We start from the raw sequence: 15,792 nt of genomic DNA, 5'->3' as shown, positions 1-15,792 counted from the left end.
ATGACCCGACATCGCGGACGCGGCATCGCGTCGGTCAACTATCCCATCGGCATGAACCTCGGCGGCGATCCCAGCCAAGCCCTGGTTCATTCCAATCCAAGCGGCAAGTTCACCGTGGCGCTATCCTCGATCGACCTCGGCCAGGGCATGAAGTCGGTAACGCGGCAGATTTGCGCAGAGACGCTCGGCGTGCCCGTCGAGGACGTCTATGTCGACACCGCCGATTCCGACACCGGCCCGCACTGCATGGGCTCGTTCGCCTCGCGCGGCACCCATCGCGTCGGCAATGCCGTGATGGCGGCGGCGCGCGAGGCCCGCGGCGTGATGATGGAGGCCGCCGCGGAGGAACTGGAGGTCAACGCCGCCGATCTTGAAACCGACGGGCGTGGCAACATCCACGTCAAGGGCGCGCCGCACCGCTCGATCTCCACCAAGGACGTCGCCATCGCCGCGCAGTTCAAGCAAGGCAAGACCATCGCCGGCCGTGGCATCTTCCTGGTTCCTCTGTCCAATGTCGATCCGGAAACCGGCGAGATGTCGCCGGCGACCTGTTACGCCCATGCCTGTCTCGTCGCCGAGGTCGAGGTTGACGACGAGACCGGCGAGGTCACGATGATCCGCATGGATTCTGCCTATGAGCTCGGCCGTGCGCTCAACCCGCGCCTGGTCGAGCAACAGCTCGTCGGCGGCGCCTGGATGGGCGTCAGTCACGCGCTCTACGAGACGCCAGAACCCTATTATCCCGACCCGGTCCACGGCCCTCGCGACTTCGTCGAATATGTCATGCCCGGTCCTGGCGATATCTGCCCGCACGACATCGCCGTATTGGAACGCCCCGCTCCCGATGGCCCCTTCGGCGCCAAGGGGCCCGGCGAAATGTGCGCGAATCCCGTATTGCCGGCGGTTGCGAACGCCATCTTCAACGCCGTCGGCGTGCGCATCGACGATCTGCCGATTACGCCGGAGAAGGTGCTGCGCGCGATCAAGGAGGGCGGCGCGCGCCCTCAGGCGCGGCGCTGAGGTCTCGATGGCCGTCCGCAGCAACATCGTCGGCATCGACAGCCCAGAGGCACTGGAGAAAGCGCTTCGGGCAGCCTATTACCTTGCCGACGAGGGACTGGCGACCGCAGCCTATCTCGGGCTGGCACTCGGCAAGCCATTGCTGCTCGAGGGCGCGCCGGGCGTCGGCAAGACCGAGGCCGCCAAAGCCATTGCCGCGGTCCTCGGCCGCCGCCTGATCCGCCTGCAATGCTACGAAGGCATCGACGCATCTGCCGCACTCTACGAATGGAACTATCCGCGCCAGATGCTCGCAATCCGCCAGGCCGGCGATGAGAGCGTCGACATCTACGGCGAAACGTTTTTAATCGAGCGACCGATGCTGGCGACGCTGCGCGCACCTGACTCAACTGTGCTGCTGATCGACGAAATCGACCGCGCCGACCAAGAATTCGAAGCCTTCCTGCTCGAGTTCCTGTCCGACTTCCAGATCTCGATTCCGGAGCGCGGTACGGTTCGCGCCTCTGAGCGCCCGGTTGTCGTCCTGACCTCGAACCGCACGCGGGATCTTCATGAAGCGTTGCGGAGGCGATGCGTCTATCACTGGATCGACTATCCCTCCGCCGAGCGCGAAGCGCGCATCGTGATGATGCGGGCCTCCAGCGTCGCCGAGGGCACCGCGCGGGCCGTCGTCGCCGCCGTCGAGAAGCTGCGACGCGAACCACTCAGCAAGGCGCCCGGGATCGCCGAGGCCGTCGACTGGGCCGAGGCCGCCACGCTGCTGCACAAGGGCGGCGCACGGTGGCCTGATGCCTTCAGGCGCTCGATCGGCGTTGCCTTGAAAGACGAGGAGGATCTGCACTTCATTTCGCCGCGCCTCGATGCCCTGCTGGCGGAGGCCTCTGCATGAGCGCCGAACCCGAATTGCCGCGCGCTGCGCGTGTATTCATCTCGTTCGTCGGATTGTTGCGAACGAACGGATTTGCCGTCGCACCGGAACAGACGACGTCGTTCCTGGCCGCAATCCAGTTGCTCGGTCCCCGCAGCCTGGAGGACATTCGGCAGGCAGCCCTCGCAACACTAGCCCCTCCACCAGAGCGTCGCGCAACGTTCGACCGGCTGTTCGATCTGCATTTTCGCGGGAACGAGGCAATCGACCGCGTCAATGACGGTGAGGACGACGAGACTGTTCGGCTGCAAGAGGAGGCCCGTGGAAACGACGAGCCGCTGTTGTCGGACGAGGCCAACGAGTCCGGTCTCGCAGCTGCGCGCGCCGAAGCCCTGGTCGAGCGCCGCTTTGCGCAGCTCTCGACCACCGATGCGCTGCGCCGGCTGTCCCGCGAGGCGCCGAGGCGCCTGCCGAAGCGGCGCGGCCATCGCCGCATGCGGGCTCGCAGCGGACCCTACGCGGATTTGCGCCGCACCCTGCGCGACTCCGTTCGCAGCGATGGCGAAATCCTCCGGATGGGGCGTTTGAAGCGGCGGCAGCGCCCACGCAAGGTGTTGCTTCTGATTGACGTCTCCGGCTCGATGAAGACCCGCACCGAAGAGAATATGAAGTTCGCGCACACGTTGGTGCAGGCGGCGCCCAACGTCGAGGTCTTCACCTTCGGCACGCGGCTGACCCGCATCACCCGCCCGTTGCGACTCAAACGCCGAGAGCAGGCGCTCAGGGCGGCGGCCCATGCGGTCAGCGACTGGGACGGCGGCACCCGAATCGGTGACGCCCTTCAGGCCTTTCTCGCCGTGCCCCGCTTCGGCGGATACGCTCGGGGCGCTGCCGTGATCATCGTTTCCGACGGCCTGGAACGGGGCGAACCCGATGCGCTGCGCGATGCGGTCGCGAAACTATCGCGCCGTGCGTGGCGCGTGAGCTGGCTGACGCCGCTCGCGTCTGGTCCCGACTTTCGCCCGCAGACCGAAGCGCTGGTCGCGATCGAACGCTTCGTCGACGACCTCGTCGATGGTGGCTCGAGCGCGTCGATCGTCGCGCACGTGCTGGCGCTGGGACAAAGGAGAGTTGCGTGACCGACGTCGTCGATGGACACCATCATATCTGGCGCCAGACCGACCTGCCCTGGCTGGTGGGTCCGATGCAGCCGCGCATCTTCGGTCCATACGAGCCGATCCGGCGCGATTACCCGATCGAGGAATATCTCGGCGACATCGAGGGCAGCGGCGTTACCCGCTCGGTCTATGTCCAGACCAACTGGGCCAATGACCGCTTCGAGGACGAGGCCGCTTGGGTGCAGCAGACCGCCGAGGAGCACGGCTGGCCGCATGCCATCGTAGCTTACGCCGACTTTTCGGTGGACGACGTGCGTCCACAGCTCGACCGCCTGAAGCGCTATGCCCTCGTACGCGGCGTTCGCATGCAACTGCATTGGCACGAGAACCCGCTTTATCGCTTTGCCGCGCGGCCGGACCTTTGCACCGATCCCGTGATCCAGCGCAATATCGCCCGCCTTGCGGATTATGGCTGGAGCTTTGACCTTCAGGTGTTCACGCCACAGATGCCTGACGCTGCGCGCCTTGCGGAATCCTGCCCTAAGGTGACCTTTATCCTCCAGCACGCCGGCATGCTGGAGGACCTTTCACCGGCAGGCCGCGCCGCGTGGCGCGCCGGGATGGCCCGCCTCGCCGCATGCCCGAACGTCGTGTCGAAACTATCGGGGCTCGGAACCTTCATCCACCGCAACGACCCCGCGCATGTCGCATCCGTCCTGACCGATACGATTGCGATCTTCGGCGCCGAACGCTGCCTGTTCGGCTCGAATTTTCCGATCGAGAAATTGTGGACCAGCTATCGCGCGTTGATCGATGCATTCCGTGCCGCCGCGGCGCCGCTACGCGATGATCAGCGCGAAGCCATTTTCAAGACCACCGCTATGCGCGTCTATCGGCTCTGAGCGCCGAGGAAACAACGAGAACGGACACAGGGAGGGACGGAATGCCGCTGGAGATCAAGATTTTGGACTATGGCGATATTGAGCTGGAATCGAGCTTTTTGGTTCTCGGCCGCGATTGCGGCCGCACCCGCCGCGTCCTCACCCTCGGTTTCCTGATCCTCGGCGGCAAGTATCCGGTCGTGGTAGACACCGGTTACCGTTCCAACCAGATCATGGAAACGCTGGGGATGCGCGGCCTGCAGTATCACGAGCACATGATCGAGAACCAGCTTGCGCGGCACGGCGTGCGGATGGGCGATGTGCGTTTCGTCTGCCACACCCATCTGCACATCGACCACGCCGGCAAGGACGATCTGTTTCCGATGAACACGACCGTCGTCCTCAACCGCCGGGAGCTTGAATATTCCGTGTCCGGCCTGATGCATCCGCAATATCCGGCGCCGGATATCAAGCATCTGATCGACCGTCTGCACACCAAGAGTGCGCTGCGCTTTCTCGACCTCGAGATTACAGGTCCCATCGAGCTGATGCCGGGCGTCTACTGCGACGCTGCGAATGCGCATACCGAGGGCTCGATGAACATCATCGTCGAAACCGCCGACGGCATCGCCACCATCTGCGGCGACGTGATCTACGATTTCAACGATCAGATCGTGACGCCCTTCAACGAGATCCACGACTGGGAGCCACGCACCACTGGCAACCACGGCACCACCAAGCGGGCCGAGAAGGCCGCCATCAAAAAGCTGCTCAGCAATTCGCGCTATCTGCTGCCGGTCCACGACCGCCCCGCCAAGATCGAAGGCGGCAACGTCGTCGGCCGGCTGCACGACCAGGTGCCTGGGCCGGTCGTGCAGTCTCTGCCCCAGCGCAACTGGTTTCCGGCCTAGACGCCAGAGGATCGACCGATGACCCACGTCACCTTGCGCTCCGAATTCGAGACCCTGATCGATCCCTACGCACCAGTCGCGCAAATCGGCACCGGTTTTGACTTCACGGAGGGACCGATCTGGCATCCGGTCGATCATTATCTGCTGTTCTCAGACATGCCGGGCGACGTGCGCCGGCGCTGGGATTCGCGGCACGGCATTGCCGAGGTCAAACGCCCGTCGAACAAATGCAACGGCATGACCTATGACGCCGAACTTAATTTGGTCGTTTGCGAGCACGCGACATCGTCGTTGATCCGCGAGCGGCCGGACGGGCGGCGCGAGGTGCTGGCCTCGCACTTTGGGGGACAGGAGCTCAACAGCCCCAACGACGTCTGCGTGCACTCCTCCGGCGCGATCTATTTCTCGGACCCCTGGTATGGCCGCATGCCGGTCTATGGCGTCGAGCGGCCGAGGCAGCTCGGTTTCCAGGGCGTCTATCGCGTCGTGCCCGGCGCCGAGCCGAAGCTGGTCGTGGATCGCAATCTGTTCGACCAGCCGAATGGGCTGTGCTTCTCGCCCGACGAGAAATTGCTCTATGTCAACGACACCGTACAGGCACTCATCCGTGTATTCGACGTCAACGGCGACGGCTCGCTGTCGAGTGCGCGTGTGTTCGCGAGCGGTATCCGCTCCGAGCTCGAGCCCGGCTTGCCCGACGGCATGAAGTGCGACCAGCACGGCAACGTCTGGGTTACGGCACCCGGCGGGGTCTGGGTCTATTCGCCGCGGAGCGAGCTGCTCGGCAAGCTCCGCTTGCCCGAACTCGTCGCCAACCTTACCTGGGGCGGGCCGGATTTCCGCACGCTGTATCTGACTTCGACGCACTCGGTCTATGCCATTCCCACCAGGGTCGGACCGCGCCACGAGCCCTATATGAGCGGCAAGCGAGGCAGCGGCACGGCGGCCGCGGGCTCTGCTTCCGCTGCCCCCATCCTTGCCGACGGCGAAATGCAGCTCGACCCGCGACGCTGCGCCATGATCATCCAGGATCTCCAGAACGACGTCATCATGGACGGCGGCGCCTTTGCCGATTCCGGCGCGCCAGGTCACGCGAAGCAGCAGCGCGTCGTCGAGAATGTCCGCCGCCTGGCCGAATCGGCGCGGGTGCGCGGCGTCGCTATCATTCATGTCTGGTTCGTCGTCGAGCCCGGCGCGCCCGGCGTGACGCTGAATGCGCCGCTGTTCGAGGGTCTCGTCGACAGCAAGGCGATGGTGCGCGGAAGCTGGGGGGCGGCACCGGTGTCAGGTCTCGAACCACGGCCCGGCGATTTCGTGGTCGAGAAGGTACGAATGAGCGCCTGGGAGGGCACGAGGCTCGAAACGATCCTGAAAGCCACCGGCCGCGACATGATCATCAACACCGGCGCCTGGACCAACATGTCGGTCGAGCACACGGCGCGGACCGGTGCCGACAAGGGCTACTTCATGATCGTTCCCGAGGATTGCTGCTCGACCATGAACGCCGATTGGCACGCCGCGTCGATCAATTTCGCCATGCAGAACGTCGCCGTCGTGACCAAGGCCGATGCGGTCATCAAAGCGCTGGGATGAACGGTGGCGAAGCTCCTGCACCTGTCCTGCTCGCCCCGCGACGACTCCTGGTCAGGCGCCGGCGCACGCGTTTTCCTCGACGGCTTTCGCCAAGCTCGGCCCGACTGGGACGTGGACGTTATGGATCTCTGGCGCGAGCGCTTGCCGGAATTTTCAGGCCCCATTGTCGAAGCCAAATATGCACGGATGAAGGCGCAGGCCTTCAACGACGCGCAGCGCGACAGCTTCGCGGAAGCCGAGCGGATGGCGGTGCGCTTAGCGCTCGCCGAGCGGGTGCTGATTTCGACGCCGATGTGGAACTTCGGTATTCCCTATAAGCTCAAGCAATGGTTCGACATCATCGTCCAGCCCGGGCTCACCTTTCGGTTCGATCCGTCGCTGGGGTATATCCCGTTGCTGAAGGACCGGCCGACCATCGTCATCATTGCCAGTGGCAGCGATTTCGCCACCGGAATGAACCGCGGGCGCATCGACATGGCAACGCCTTACCTGCGCGAAATTTTGCGTTTTGTCGGCATCAGCAATGTCCGTTTCATTCCGATCGGACCAACCACTGGACCACAACAGCCCATCGAGGCGTCCCGCGAAAGAGCCCACCAACGTCTGGCCGCAATGGCCGAGAGCTTCTGATGCGCCCCGCAGGTCAGTCGAGGCTACGGCAGATTGTCCCGCAGAAAAATGTCGATGCGGATGCGCTCCTGGTCGGGGCTGATCGGCTCACCCGAACAATGCGCGAGCAGGACTCGCGCCGCAGACCGTGCCTCGTGGCCGGGATCCTGGTTGATGATGGCATCGAGCGTGCCGCGGACCAGGAAACGCCGCGTGTATTGGGTCAGCTCATGGGCAATCCAGACCACCTCGCGCGACCGTCCCGAGGCCTCGAGCGCGTCGGCGATGCCACGGTTCCCGGCGCCGCAGCAGTATATGCCGCGCAGATCGGGCTGGCGCGCGAGCAGTGCCGCAGTGAGCTCCCGGGTGCGCTCGCTGTCGTCGCGGCCCTCGATCACGGGCAGCGCGTGCAGGTTCGGATACTCGCTGGACAGGATCTGGTGGAAGCCGAATTGCCGTTCGGTGTGATCGCGCAGCGACAACGATCCCGCGATGACGGCCACCGTCCCCTTGCGACCAGTGAGGAACCGTCCCATCAGCGTTGCAGCGGTGCGGCCTGCCGCCGGGTTGTCGATGCCGACATAGTGCAGCCGGCGCGAGCTCGGCGCGTCCGACACGAGGGTCACCACAGCGACCCCGCGCGCAGTGAGTTCGTCGATCGCGGCGCGCACCCTGGGATGGTCGAGCGCGATCACGGCGACGCCCTGATAGGCAGGCGAGAGATTTTCCAGCGCGGCGGCGAGTACGTCCGGATCGAACACGTCGACACGCAGGATATCAATGAAGCCGCGCTGGCCGGCGAGCCAGTCTGCGGTGCGCTGGACCTGCTCGGTCAGGTTGGTCATGAAGCTGTTGCTGCCCGTCGGCAGCACAAAGGCAAAGCGGAACGTCTGCCCGCGGGCAAGCCGCGCGGCCGCGACGTCGGCTCGATAGCCGAGTTTTGCCACCGCGGCCTCGACCCGCGCGACGGTCTTGGCGCGCACGCCCTCGCGCCGGTTGACGACGCGGTCGACCGTGGCGAGCGAAACACCCGCCGTGCGCGCAACGTCCTCAAGCGTGGCACGAATCACCGGCTGGCTCGCACCAGCATTCATTCGCGCGCCGCCCACAGCATGCCGCGGGTCATCAACGTTCGGATTTCCGGTACGTCGAGTTCGTAAGCGCGGTGGCCGAGCGAGGAATAGAACACCCTGCCCGCGCCGTATCGCTTCTTCCAGACCACGGGCATTACCACGCCCTCGATCCAGGGCGCGTGCTCGCCGGTGAAGGTCGTCGTCGCCAACACCTCGTTGGCGGGGTCGACATGCATGTAGTACTGCTCGGAACGATGCTCGAAACTCTTCAGGCCCTTCATGATGGGATCATCCGGCTTCGTCAAGTCGACCTTGTAGTCGATGATGTTGCCGGGATGCGCAACCCACTGCCCGCCGCACAGGAACTGGTAGTCGACGGAATCGCGGAATGCGTCGCCCATGCCGCCATGATGGCCGGCGAGCCCGACGCCGCTCCGGACCGCAGCGCAGAGATTGAGCGCTTCCGCCTTCTCGATTGTCGACATGGTGTAGATCGGGATGATCAGCGACAGGTCGTGAATCGCGGGATCGGCGAACGCGGCGGTGGTGGTTTCAGTCCGCACCTCGAAGCCTTCAGCCTTCAGCCAACCACGGATCATCGAAGCACAGAGATCGGGATCGTGCCCGGGCCAACCGCCCCATACAATCATTGCCTTGCGCATGTTTCTGTCCTCAGTCGATCTGTCCGGTTTCACGCCCGGCCGGCAGCATCGCCGGCCGCTCGACGCGGCTCTCGATCTTGACGCGCCGGCCTTCCTCGGCAGAGATCTGGAACGCCTCCATCACCTCCAGCACGTGGAAAGCGAGCGCGCCGCTCGCACGATGCGGCCGGTTGTTCAGTATCGCGGAGGCCATATCGGCGGCGCCAATGGAACGGAACTCGCCATCGACATGACCGTGGGTCAGCGACACCGGTTCCCAGTCGCCGCCGGTCTTGGCGACCTGCACCTCGCCACCGAAGCGGTTCGGATCGGGCACGAGCATGCTGCCCTTGTCGCCATAGATCTCGATCGGCGCGTGCCGGTGCTTGGGCACGTCAAAGCTCATCGCGATCGAGACGACCGCCCCGCCCTCGAATTCGAGCGTGCCGGCGACATGGGTCGAAACTTCGACCGGGATCAGCGTTCCGTTCATCGGCTGGCTGGTGACCAGCCGCTCGGATTTCGGACGCGCGGTCGAGCCCATCACGCTCGCCACCGGGCCGAGCAGCTGCACGAGATCGGTGATGTAGTACGGGCCCATGTCAAGCATAGGGCCGCCGCCGCGCAAATAATAGAAACCCGGCGCCGGATGCCAGCGCTCATGGCCGGGGCAGCCGAAGAACGCGCTGCCGGCCACGGGCGTGCCGATCGCGTCATCGTCGATCAGCTTGCGCGCGGTCTGGTGCCCACCGCCCAGGAACGTATCGGGCGCGCAACCGACGCGAAGATTCTTCTGCGCGGCGAGCTCCATCACCTTGCGGGCTTCGGCGACGTTAATGCCGAGCGGCTTCTCGGAATGAACGTGCTTGCCGGCGTTCAGCACTGCGAGACTGACGTCGGTGTGGGCGAGTGGCACAGTGAGATTGATGACGATCTCGACGTCGTCTCGCTTGAGCAGCTGATCAACCCGCATCGCCGGCAACCCGAAGGCGGCGCCCTGCCGCTCTGCCGCATCGCTGCGCATATCGGCGAGCGCCTTGATTTCCATGACCGCGAAGCGCTGGGCCGCCTTCAGATAAGCGGTGCTGATATTGCCGCAGCCGATGATGCCGATGCCGACTTTTCTCATTGTGATCTCCGTGAGGTACCGTTCATCCCTTGACCGCGCCGGCGGTGAGGCCTGCGACTATGTGCTTCTGCGCCAGGAGGAAGAGAATGATCGTCGGCAGGATGGTCAACGTGATGAAGGCCAGGATCAGATGCCACTCGGACGAATACTCGCCCTGATAAATCATGATACCGAGCGGCCAGGGATAGAGCGCGTCGGTGTTGAGCATCACCAGCGGCAGCAGATAGGCGTTCCAGCTGTTGACGAAGGTGATGGTACCGACGGTCGCCAGGATCGGCCGGGACAAAGGCAAGGTCACATAGCGGAAGAATTTGATATAGCTGCAGCCGTCGACCAGCGCGGCCTCCAGCAATTCGTACGGGATGTCCTTGAAGAAACGCCGCAGCAGCAGCACGCTCATGGCGAGACTGAAAGCCGTCTGCGGCAGGGCAACGCCAAAATATGTATCGAGCAGCCCGAGATCGCGTACCTTGATGAAGAGCGGCAGCACCGCCGTCGCGGCCGGAAACAGCAGGCCCAGCGTCAGGTAGCTCAGCAGCATCGAGCTGCCGTAGAACCTGATATGGGCGAAGGTGAACGCCGCCATCGAGGCGACGATCAGGGTCAAGGCTACCGTGAGGGTCGAGATGATCAGCGAGTTGCGCAAGAGCTGCCAGTAGCGTGCCGAGAACAGGATGTCGGCATAGTTCTGCCACTCCCAGTGACGTGGCAGGCCGAACGGATTGACGCGCAGTTCGCCGAGCGACTTGAAACCACCGAACAAGGTCGCGAGCAGCGGCACCATTACGATGATGGCAACAACGGCCAGGAACACCAGCTTGAACAATACTGAGGGATCGAACGGCGCTCGGATGGTCCTGACGTTACTCATCGCGCATGAACCATCGCTTGTACGTGAAGGCAAAGGTCACGCAGATCGCAAACAAAATGACGCCGATGGCACTGCCGTAGCCGACCCGCATGCGCGAGATGCCGTTGTTGTAGAGAAAGCTCACCATCGTGTTCGAGGAGTCCGCTGGCCCCCCGCGCGTCAGCGGCATGACGAGGTCGAACAGCTGCAGCGAGCCGACGATGGCGAAGAACACGGATAGCCTTATCGTCGGATAGAGCAAGGGGATGACCACATGTCGCAAGGCTTGCGATCGGGTCGCGCCGTCGATACGCGCCGCCTCGACCAGGCTCTTGTCGAGGCCCTGGAGCGCTGCGATGAATAGCATCATGTGGAAGCCAAAGTACTTCCAGACGACCACGATCAGCACCGCCAGCATGGCCGTATCCGTCGATGCAAGCAGATGCGGCGGCTCGGCGCCGAAGCTGCGCCAGATCGAGGCCACAAGGCCGTAGTCGCCATCATAGACGAAGCTGAAGATCAGCCCGGTTGCGATCTCCGCCAGGATATAGGGCATGAAGAACAGCATGCGCAGCGCCACCGCCCCTCGAAAGCGTTCGGCGAGCATCAAGGCCAGGGTGAGCGCAAGCGGCAGCTGGATGGCGAGCGAAACAGCGATGATCAGGCCGTTGTTGCGCAGAGCGAGCCAGAAGGCGCGGGTCTCCAGCACAAAGCGGTAATTGTCCAGGCCAATCCAGTTGGTCGGCCTGCCGAATCCGTTCCAATTGAAGCCCGAGTACCAAGCTGCTTCGCCGATCGGCAGCACAACGAACAACGTGAACAACAGCAGCGCCGGCGGCAGGAACAGGATGAGCACCGTCAGCCTGCCGTCCCAACTCGGGCCACGGACCGTGACCTGCGGGACCATCTCGCCAGCAGCGCCGATCGCCGACACGCTCGCGGTCCGCCGCGTCACCGTCAGTTGCCCTGTTTCCACGCCGCCTCGATCGCCTTGGCAGCCTCTTGCGGGCTCATGCTGCCGCCGGCGATCTCGGCCGTGACGTCGTTGACGACGCGGCCGACGGACGGACCCAGGCTCTGGTCATAGAAGTTCTGGTGGTAGTTCGACTTCGCCAGATTGGCGGCGATCAGCTTCATGAAGCCGTTGTTGAGGCCGACATCCGCGCCCTGCACCACCGGGATGATGAAGTTGCCGGCGGCAAGCCGCGTCTGCACCTCTTTGGAGACGAAGTACTTCAGGAAATCGACAGCCTCCTTCGGCGAGCCTTTCGTAATCAGCCAACCGGTGATGCCCCCGAGCGTATCGGTCGGCGCGCCCTTACCGCCGGTCACGACCGGGAAGTCGAACCAGCACATCTTGTCCTCGGTCAATCCGATCTTGTCGGCGGCGAGAGCGCGCTGCAGATGATAGACCGTGCTGATCGCGAGCGTCATCGCCGCCTTGCCGTCGCCGAAATAGCCGACCGCCTGCGGGTTCTTGAAACCCAGGAAGCCATTCTGGAACGGTTGGAGATCCACGAGTTGCTTGAACAGCTCGCCGGATTTCTGGAAGGTTCCCCCGGCAAAGCCGCCGTTCTCGCCACGCAGCGCCGCATCGAACGCCGCCTTGCCGCCGATGCGCACAGCAAGATGCGTCCAGTAGAAGTGCAGTGGCCACTTATCGGCGCCGCCGACCACGATCGGGGTCACGCCGGCGGATTTCAACGTCTTCACGGCAGCAAGCAGATCGTCCCAGCTCTTGATCCCGGCAGGGTCGACCTTCGCCTTGGCCATCAGCTCCTTGTTGCAGAGGAAGCCGACCTGCGAGAGCGCCGTGGGCAGACCATAAACACGGCCGTTGCTGGTGAAGGCGGCGAGCGCCGCCGGTGTGAGACTGTCGCTGTAGCCCTTCACAGAATCGGTGATGTCGTCGAGCACACCGGCCTCGATCTGCGTCTTCAGGACACCGCCGGCCCAGCTATAGATGATGTTGGGCCGGTCTTTGGATTGCAGGATGGTCGGCAGCTTGGCCTTGTAGGCCTCGTTCTCGAGGAACTGCATCTCGACCTTGACGCCGGGATGCGACCCCTCATAGGCGCGCGCAACCTCCTCCCAGATTTTGACCTGGGCCGGGTTGGCCTCGATGTGCAGCCACTTGACCGTCGTTTCGGCCGCAGCGAGTTTCGCTCCGAACAGGCATGCGACAACGGCTAGTCCCAGTTTCCCGAGCAGTCTCATCACATTCCTCCCAAGGGCTCTTATTCTTTGATGCAATCCTGCCTTCGATTTTTGAGGTACGCAACTGAAATTCTGACCTATGCACCTCACGAGGGAGGTCGCTAAGGTGAGCGGGAGAGTCGGGCCGCGTCGCGCTGCCCCCAACGCAAATCGAGGGATATCCATGGCTGCCGTTTATTCCGACCTCGCCGGCAAGGTCGTTCTCGTCACCGGAGGCGCATCGGGAATTGGCGCTGCGATCGTGCGGCGCTTCGCACAGCAGAAATCCAATGTCGTGTTCTTCGACATCAATGTCGACGCGGGCCAATCGCTGGCACGCGAGCTCTCGGATCAAGGTCTTAGCGCGCGTTTCATGCGTGTCGACTTGACCGATATTGCCGCGTTACGTGCCGGTGTCGCGGAGGCGCGCAATGTGCGCGGCGCGATCAACATCCTCGTCAACAATGCCGCGCATGACGAGCGGCACAGCACCGAGGAAATGACACCGGAATATTGGGACGACCGCATCGGGGTCAACTTGAAGCACCAGTTCTTTGCTGCGCAGGCCGTGTTGCCGGACATGAAGGCGGCGAACGCCGGCGCTATCATCAATTTCGGCTCGGTATCGTGGATCGCCGGACAAGGCGGCATGGCCGCCTACACCGCCAGCAAATCGGGTGTGATCGGTCTCACACGCTCTCTGGCGCGCGATTACGGCGCCTACAATATCCGCGTGAACGCGATAGCGCCTGGATGGATCATGACTGAGCGCCAGCTCGATAAATGGATGACACCCCAGGGCGAGGTCGAGCTCATGCAACGACAATGCCTGAAGCGCAAGCTCATGCCCGACGAGGTCGCGAAGTTCACCATCTTCCTCGCTTCCGACGAGGCTTCTGCCTGCACAGCCCAGCACTACATCGTCGATGGCGGCTGGGTCTGAGGCGGACCAGACCAGATCGTGCATCGGCGCGCCGCTACTTTGCCAGGCGGAACTTCCCGCCTTCGACCTTGATGAGAAAGGCCGAGCGCTCATCATAGCCGTTGTGATCGGCCTTGCTCATGTTCGACAGCCCATTGTTGAGATAGATGTTCTGCCCACGCTCGAGTGCGTCCCGCAGCGCCGCGCGAAATTCGATTGTGCCAGGCTTTGCCGTCTTCAGCGCATCCGGTGCAGCTTTTCCGATCAGTGCCACGACATCCCAGAGGTGAGCAGCGAACATGTTGGGCTTTTGTCCGTTCGCCGCTTCATACGCGGTCACGAACTCCTCCGTCGAACGACGGAACGGATCTCCTGCGGGAAGATCGGCGGCAATGGTAAAAGCTTCGCCCGCGAATACCGCACCTTCGACGTTCGCGCCGCCGAGCTTGATGAACTCCTCACTGGCCACGCCGTGTGTCTGAAATATCTTCCCGGCGTATCCGCGCTCGCGGAGCGCCTGCTGCGGCAGGACGGCCGGAGTTCCTGCGGACGCGATGAAGACGGCATCGGGATTGGTCGACATCACCTTCAGCGCCTGACCGGTGACGCTGGTGTCGGCGCGCGCGTAGACCTCATGTGTGGTTACGGTCAGCCCCAACGCAGGCGCGATGCGGCTCACCTCCTTGTAGTAGCCCTCGCCGTAGCCATCCGAAACGCCGATATAGCCGAGCGTCTTCACGCCTGATGTCGCGATATGCTTGAGGATGGCGGCCGCCATGAGGTCGTCATTGGGAACGACCTTGAAAGCCCAGACGCGCTTCTCATCCATCGGTTGAACGATGGCGGTAGCGGCAGCGAGCGACAGCAGCGGCGTCTTCGATTCGAGTGCAACATCCAGCATCGGCATGGTCACCGGGGTCAGAGAGGAGCCGACCAGCACGTCGACCTTGTCCTGGATCACCAGCCGGCGTGCGTTCTGGACCCCTTTGGTCGAATCCGACTCGTCGTCCAGGACGATATAGGTCACCTTCTCTCCACCGATCTCTTTCGGAAGAGCTGCAACCGTCTTGAGCTGCGGTTGTCCCAGAGCGGATCCCGGGCCGCTTGCCGAAATCACAATTCCAATTTTGATGTCCGCGTGAGCAGCATTTCCAAAAAGGACGCATGCCACAAGAAGCGAGGCTCGCGCGAAACCGATCTTCATGTCCCGTTCCTCCCTGTCCGCTTTGATGACTCCGCCGGCTGCATCGGGCGCCCCGGCTCGAGCTTGCACTGCTCTCCGGGACGCACCGACGCTGCCCAGAAGGCATGTCGTCCGACATACGCGTTCCCTCCTGCGGTCCCGAGCAAGCGGGCGGATCATGCTAAGCGGATCGCGGCAACGTGTCTGTCCCTAGCGTTAGGGACAAGACATCGGTGCTCGAACCGGAATCTCGAGGTAGGCCGACACGCCGTCGCGTTCTCGCGGCTGATTTCGCCCGAGCTTTGCTTGATCGCTCCACCCTCTTGTCCAAGAGGGCGCAGGGAAGGCCGGGTGCCGGCTGGCACCCGCGGTCCGCTGCGCGAAAAGCACACGCAGAGAGAACCGCACAGCAGCATACAGGTGTAGCCAATCACTCGGCCTTCCCTGCGCGATGGTTGGACGGCTTATGCCGTGCTCTCCCGGGAGCCGAGTTCCTGCTGGCCTCCCTCACCCCTGCGAAAGTCACCGGCACCGCGCCGGTTGACGCGACTGCCGCATCCGCAAGAGCTTGACCGTAGCAACGACGGCCAGGACCACACGGTTTTGCCGTACGCGCTCGCCATTTCGCCGCAGTTTTTCCAGCCCTGTCGACGGAGCCGGAAACTTACAGACGAGACGAAGCCTAGCAGCGCCGCTCGTCGGAACGCAGCCTTGGGCTCACGGAGAGCAATCCGCCCTGCCCTTGGCCTCTCGCACCCGAACGCTGCCGCGTCCACCGCAAGCCCGGCTCGCGAACAT

Annotated in this window: 15 protein-coding genes; 8 read left to right on the top strand and 7 right to left on the bottom strand. The window is 63.6% G+C overall.

All coding sequences use genetic code 11. From position 1 onward, the window contains the following. The 7 genes from IVB13_RS20570 to IVB13_RS20540 are packed head-to-tail and all read left to right on the top strand — an operon-like array spanning position 1 to position 7,021. Positions 1–1,020, top strand: a complete 1,020-nt coding sequence (locus tag IVB13_RS20570; RefSeq protein WP_247338708.1) for a molybdopterin cofactor-binding domain-containing protein — start codon at positions 1–3, stop codon at positions 1,018–1,020. A gap of 7 nt (positions 1,021–1,027) precedes the next feature. Continuing rightward, positions 1,028–1,909, top strand: a complete 882-nt coding sequence (locus IVB13_RS20565; RefSeq protein ID WP_018458729.1) for a MoxR family ATPase — start codon at positions 1,028–1,030, stop codon at positions 1,907–1,909. Continuing rightward, positions 1,906–3,027 (top strand): VWA domain-containing protein, encoded by a 1,122-nt coding sequence (locus IVB13_RS20560; RefSeq protein ID WP_247412970.1) that lies wholly within the window; start codon positions 1,906–1,908, stop codon positions 3,025–3,027. The genes IVB13_RS20565 and IVB13_RS20560 overlap by 4 nt, the downstream gene beginning before the upstream one ends. Beyond that, a complete protein-coding gene (locus IVB13_RS20555) occupies positions 3,024–3,908 on the top strand; it encodes an amidohydrolase family protein (RefSeq protein ID WP_247370694.1) in 885 nt (294 codons plus the stop codon). Before IVB13_RS20560 ends, IVB13_RS20555 begins: the two co-directional genes overlap by 4 nt. Positions 3,909–3,949: 41 nt before the next feature. Next, complete coding sequence (locus IVB13_RS20550; RefSeq protein ID WP_007593031.1) at positions 3,950–4,798, top strand: MBL fold metallo-hydrolase; 849 nt, start codon at positions 3,950–3,952, stop codon at positions 4,796–4,798. A gap of 18 nt (positions 4,799–4,816) precedes the next feature. Then, positions 4,817–6,391 carry an isochorismatase family protein gene (locus IVB13_RS20545; RefSeq protein WP_204510803.1) on the top strand — a complete coding sequence of 525 codons (1,575 nt, stop codon included), beginning with the start codon at positions 4,817–4,819 and terminating at the stop codon, positions 6,389–6,391. Between the two features lie 3 nt (positions 6,392–6,394). Then, positions 6,395–7,021 (top strand): NAD(P)H-dependent oxidoreductase, encoded by a 627-nt coding sequence (locus IVB13_RS20540; protein ID WP_247338704.1) that lies wholly within the window; start codon positions 6,395–6,397, stop codon positions 7,019–7,021. Between the two features lie 23 nt (positions 7,022–7,044). Here IVB13_RS20540 and IVB13_RS20535 read toward each other — a convergent pair whose 3' ends face one another. The 6 genes from IVB13_RS20535 to IVB13_RS20510 are packed head-to-tail and all read right to left on the bottom strand — an operon-like array spanning position 7,045 to position 12,910. Next, positions 7,045–8,094 carry a LacI family DNA-binding transcriptional regulator gene (locus tag IVB13_RS20535; protein WP_247338701.1) on the bottom strand — a complete coding sequence of 350 codons (1,050 nt, stop codon included), beginning with the start codon at positions 8,092–8,094 and terminating at the stop codon, positions 7,045–7,047. After that, positions 8,091–8,735, bottom strand: coding sequence for a ThuA domain-containing protein (locus IVB13_RS20530; RefSeq protein WP_027517159.1), 645 nt, complete (start codon positions 8,733–8,735; stop codon positions 8,091–8,093). Before IVB13_RS20530 ends, IVB13_RS20535 begins: the two co-directional genes overlap by 4 nt. Positions 8,736–8,745: 10 nt before the next feature. After that, positions 8,746–9,843: a Gfo/Idh/MocA family oxidoreductase gene (locus IVB13_RS20525; RefSeq protein WP_247393731.1), complete on the bottom strand. Its 1,098-nt coding sequence runs from the start codon at positions 9,841–9,843 to the stop codon at positions 8,746–8,748. Between the two features lie 22 nt (positions 9,844–9,865). Next, positions 9,866–10,714 (bottom strand): carbohydrate ABC transporter permease, encoded by an 849-nt coding sequence (locus IVB13_RS20520; protein ID WP_247370710.1) that lies wholly within the window; start codon positions 10,712–10,714, stop codon positions 9,866–9,868. Continuing rightward, positions 10,707–11,600 (bottom strand): sugar ABC transporter permease, encoded by an 894-nt coding sequence (locus IVB13_RS20515; protein WP_247338721.1) that lies wholly within the window; start codon positions 11,598–11,600, stop codon positions 10,707–10,709. The genes IVB13_RS20520 and IVB13_RS20515 overlap by 8 nt, the downstream gene beginning before the upstream one ends. 50 nt (positions 11,601–11,650) lie before the next feature. After that, a complete protein-coding gene (locus IVB13_RS20510; protein WP_247393733.1) occupies positions 11,651–12,910 on the bottom strand; it encodes an extracellular solute-binding protein in 1,260 nt (419 codons plus the stop codon). Positions 12,911–13,073: 163 nt separating this feature from the next. On the opposite strand from IVB13_RS20510, the gene IVB13_RS20505 reads away from it, so the two are divergent. Then, positions 13,074–13,832, top strand: coding sequence for an SDR family NAD(P)-dependent oxidoreductase (locus IVB13_RS20505; RefSeq protein WP_018458719.1), 759 nt, complete (start codon positions 13,074–13,076; stop codon positions 13,830–13,832). A gap of 34 nt (positions 13,833–13,866) precedes the next feature. Here IVB13_RS20505 and IVB13_RS20500 read toward each other — a convergent pair whose 3' ends face one another. Then, positions 13,867–15,015 (bottom strand): ABC transporter substrate-binding protein, encoded by a 1,149-nt coding sequence (locus IVB13_RS20500; RefSeq protein WP_247404714.1) that lies wholly within the window; start codon positions 15,013–15,015, stop codon positions 13,867–13,869. Positions 15,016–15,792: the final 777 nt, after the last annotated feature.

The organism is Bradyrhizobium sp. 17 (assembly GCF_023073515.1).
Taxonomy (GTDB): domain Bacteria; phylum Pseudomonadota; class Alphaproteobacteria; order Rhizobiales; family Xanthobacteraceae; genus Bradyrhizobium; species Bradyrhizobium canariense_D.
This window is presented reverse-complemented; position numbering and strand designations above follow the sequence as displayed.

Coding starts and splice junctions, on each gene's coding strand:
- IVB13_RS20550 (WP_007593031.1), top strand. CDS start 3,950: ATGCCGCTGGAGATCAAGATTTTGGACTATGGCGATATTGAGCTGGAA.
- IVB13_RS20535 (WP_247338701.1), bottom strand. CDS start 8,094: ATGAATGCTGGTGCGAGCCAGCCGGTGATTCGTGCCACGCTTGAGGAC.
- IVB13_RS20530 (WP_027517159.1), bottom strand. CDS start 8,735: ATGCGCAAGGCAATGATTGTATGGGGCGGTTGGCCCGGGCACGATCCC.
- IVB13_RS20515 (WP_247338721.1), bottom strand. CDS start 11,600: ATGGTCCCGCAGGTCACGGTCCGTGGCCCGAGTTGGGACGGCAGGCTG.
- IVB13_RS20565 (WP_018458729.1), top strand. CDS start 1,028: ATGGCCGTCCGCAGCAACATCGTCGGCATCGACAGCCCAGAGGCACTG.
- IVB13_RS20570 (WP_247338708.1), top strand. CDS start 1: ATGACCCGACATCGCGGACGCGGCATCGCGTCGGTCAACTATCCCATC.
- IVB13_RS20510 (WP_247393733.1), bottom strand. CDS start 12,910: ATGAGACTGCTCGGGAAACTGGGACTAGCCGTTGTCGCATGCCTGTTC.
- IVB13_RS20545 (WP_204510803.1), top strand. CDS start 4,817: ATGACCCACGTCACCTTGCGCTCCGAATTCGAGACCCTGATCGATCCC.
- IVB13_RS20505 (WP_018458719.1), top strand. CDS start 13,074: ATGGCTGCCGTTTATTCCGACCTCGCCGGCAAGGTCGTTCTCGTCACC.
- IVB13_RS20500 (WP_247404714.1), bottom strand. CDS start 15,015: ATGAAGATCGGTTTCGCGCGAGCCTCGCTTCTTGTGGCATGCGTCCTT.
- IVB13_RS20525 (WP_247393731.1), bottom strand. CDS start 9,843: ATGAGAAAAGTCGGCATCGGCATCATCGGCTGCGGCAATATCAGCACC.
- IVB13_RS20560 (WP_247412970.1), top strand. CDS start 1,906: ATGAGCGCCGAACCCGAATTGCCGCGCGCTGCGCGTGTATTCATCTCG.
- IVB13_RS20520 (WP_247370710.1), bottom strand. CDS start 10,714: ATGAGTAACGTCAGGACCATCCGAGCGCCGTTCGATCCCTCAGTATTG.